Below are 2,630 nucleotides of genomic sequence, written 5' to 3'. Positions count from 1 at the left end.
CGTCGCCCGGCTTGAGCACCTTGCGGCGGATGTCGAGGCTCTGCTCGAGCACCGGCTGCGCATCCTCATAGCGCCCCAGCGCCTTGTAGAGAACGGCGAGATTGTTCAAGGCCGAGGCATAGTCCTGATCCTGGGTTCCGCTCTTCTTCTGGCGCAGATCCAACACCTGCTTGGCCAGCGGAACCGCGTCGGCATAACGGCCCGCGCCGTTCAGCTCGACGATGCGGGCTTCGAGGTATTTGATCGCCTGATCGGGGTTTTTGTCGGCGGCCAAGGCAAAGCAGGAAACGCCGGCGAGCAGCAGGCCAGCAGCAAAGCGATAAACCATTCCATCCTCATCGGTCGTGTCCGGTTGCCAACCTAACACGCGACGAGCTCAACCGGCCATCCGGGTCAGGACGATTTCGCCTGCGCCGCCTGGATTTGCTTTACCCGGTAGAGGATCGGGGCGGCGAGATTATCGCGGCCTTGACGCTCATACATCTTGGCCAGGCGCTGAAGTGCCGCGACATGGAGCACGCTGGCCTCGCCGGCAGCCGAGGCATAGATGGCGATGCTGCGCTTGAACAGGGTCTCCGCGGTGCCGTAATCGCTACGGTTCATATAGAACGTGGCCAGATTGTTGAGCGTGGCAGCGACATCGATATGGCCTGCCCCTAGAGCGCCCTCGCGGATAGCCAGGCTCCGCTTCAATGCCTCCAAGGCTTGCTGGTCATGCTTCTCGTCGAGATAGACCACGGCAAGATTATTGAGGCTTCCGGCAATGGCCAAGCTGGCGGGGCCTTCGGCTTTTTCGAGAATGGCGATGCTGCGCAGCCACAGCGCCTCAGCTTCGCCGTCCCGGCCGAGGCTGCCATAAAGCGCCGCGAGATTGCCGAGGCTGTTGGCGACCACCGGACTGTCCGGCCCCAATAATTTTTCGCGCAGGGCCAAGCTCCGCTGAAGCATCGGCTCCGCTTCGGCGTAGCGCTTCTCGACGAGCAGCAGAGACGCCAGATTTGCGAGCGCGGTGGCGGCATTTGTACCGTCCGCGCCATAGACTTTCTCGTAGATCGACAGCGAGCGTCGATAGAGCGGCTCTGCCTCCGGATAATGGCCCTGATCCTGATACAGGCTAGCCAGGTCGTTGAGGGTGGCAGCAAGGTCGGCGCTGTCGGGGGATTGGCTTTCGCGCAAAATCACGGCGCGGGTCAGATAGGTTTCCGCCTCGCCCAGCCGCCCACGGCGCTTGGCCACCAGCCCGAGATCGCCCAGCACCGCCGGCGTTTCCCGCAAGGCCATGCTCCGGCCGAAGGCGTCCTCGGCCTCGGCCAGACGGTTCTGTGCGAGATGCAGTTCGCCCAGCCGAATCAGCAGATCGGGATAAGCAGGCGTCCCTTCGCCGGCCAGAGCGGCGCGCTTCAGCAGCGGTTCGGCATCGCCGTCGCGCCCCTCTTCACGATAAAGGATGGCTTGGTTAACGAGCGCCGCCGCAAGCTCGGCGGAGGATCCGCCTTCCTTCAGCGAGACGACTTCCGCATAGAGGGGTTCGGCATCGCCATAGCGGCGCTCGTCCCTGTAGGTCAGCGCCAGATTGTTAAGCGCGATCCCGATCTTGGCATGGCCGGCGGGATAGGATTTGCGGTAGATGGCCAGGCCGCGCTCGAACAGCGGCTCGGCGAGGTCGAAGCGGCCCAGCCCGAAATAGAGTTGCCCCAGACTTTCCAGGCTGTTACCGACTTGCGGGCTGTTCGCGCCGAGGCGCTTCTCGCGGATACGCATAGATTTCTCATAGAGCGCCTCGGCCTCGTCGGTGCGGTTTTCGCGGACATAGATCGCCGCCAGCGTATCCATCGCGGCGGAGCCCTCCGGATGCTCCGCTCCACCCGATTTCTCGAACGTCGCCAAACTCTCACGACCGGCTTTCTCGGCCGCCTCGTACTTGCCTTCGGCGCCGTAAAGCTCGGCCAAATCTCCCAAGGTCGCGGCGATATCGGGATGATTGGGGCGAAGGATATCGCGGCGGATCGCCAAGCTCTGTTCCATGGCGGTCTCCGCTTCGCCATAGCGCCCGAGGCTTTTGCAGATAAGCCCCAGATTGACCAGCCCCGCGGCATAATCGGGATATTGAGTGCCATCCCGCTCGCGGCGCAGATCGAGCACTTGGCGCGCCAGGGGCAGCGCCTCTTCGTACCGTCCCTGGGTGTTGAGAGTGAGGATCTGCTGGTCCAACGCCTTAATCTGGCGATCTAGGGGCGGAGCCTCGAACGCGACAACCGGCGCGGCTAGACCGATCGACAGGAGTGCTATGACTATCCGAGAAACCATTCCGCTCTCCACCGACAATCGCCATAGTTGTAGTGAAGCGGGAAAATCGCGCGGCGACAAGCGCCCTTAATGGTGGAACCTTTTACAGGTTCACATCGACCAGCACGGCGACGAACAACCCGACCAGATAGATCATCGACTCGAAGAAGTTCTTGCGGGCCAAAGCATGGCTCTGCTCGCGCACCATCTTCCAGTTGGTCCACAGGAAGTGCAGGCCGAGCACCAGCGCCACCGCGCCATAGACCCAGCTCAGCGTGTGGAAGGCGACCGGCAGCAGCGACGAAGCGACCAGCAGGATCGAATTGCCGAAGATCCAATGCGCC

Annotated in this window: 3 protein-coding genes; all 3 read right to left on the bottom strand. The window is 62.5% G+C overall.

Going from position 1 to position 2,630, the window contains the following annotated elements:
- The coding region (locus tag JOZ06_RS16120) for a tetratricopeptide repeat protein (RefSeq protein ID WP_293234254.1) at window positions 1-328 on the bottom strand (328 nt) is incomplete at its 3' end.
- 65 nt (window positions 329-393) lie between these two features.
- Window positions 394-2,307, bottom strand: a complete 1,914-nt coding sequence (locus tag JOZ06_RS16115; protein WP_293234252.1) for a tetratricopeptide repeat protein — start codon at window positions 2,305-2,307, stop codon at window positions 394-396.
- An 82-nt stretch (window positions 2,308-2,389) separates the two neighbouring features.
- The coding region (locus JOZ06_RS16110) for a hypothetical protein (RefSeq protein WP_293234250.1) at window positions 2,390-2,630 on the bottom strand (241 nt) is incomplete at its 5' end.

This window comes from Paludibacterium sp. (genome assembly GCF_019232825.1).
Taxonomy (GTDB): domain Bacteria; phylum Pseudomonadota; class Gammaproteobacteria; order Burkholderiales; family Chromobacteriaceae; genus Paludibacterium.
This window is presented reverse-complemented; position numbering and strand designations above follow the sequence as displayed.

What these genes read in the sequence shown, in the direction of transcription:
- JOZ06_RS16115 (WP_293234252.1), bottom strand. Translation starts at nt 2,307, where the DNA reads ATGGTTTCTCGGATAGTCATAGCACTCCTGTCGATCGGTCTAGCCGCG.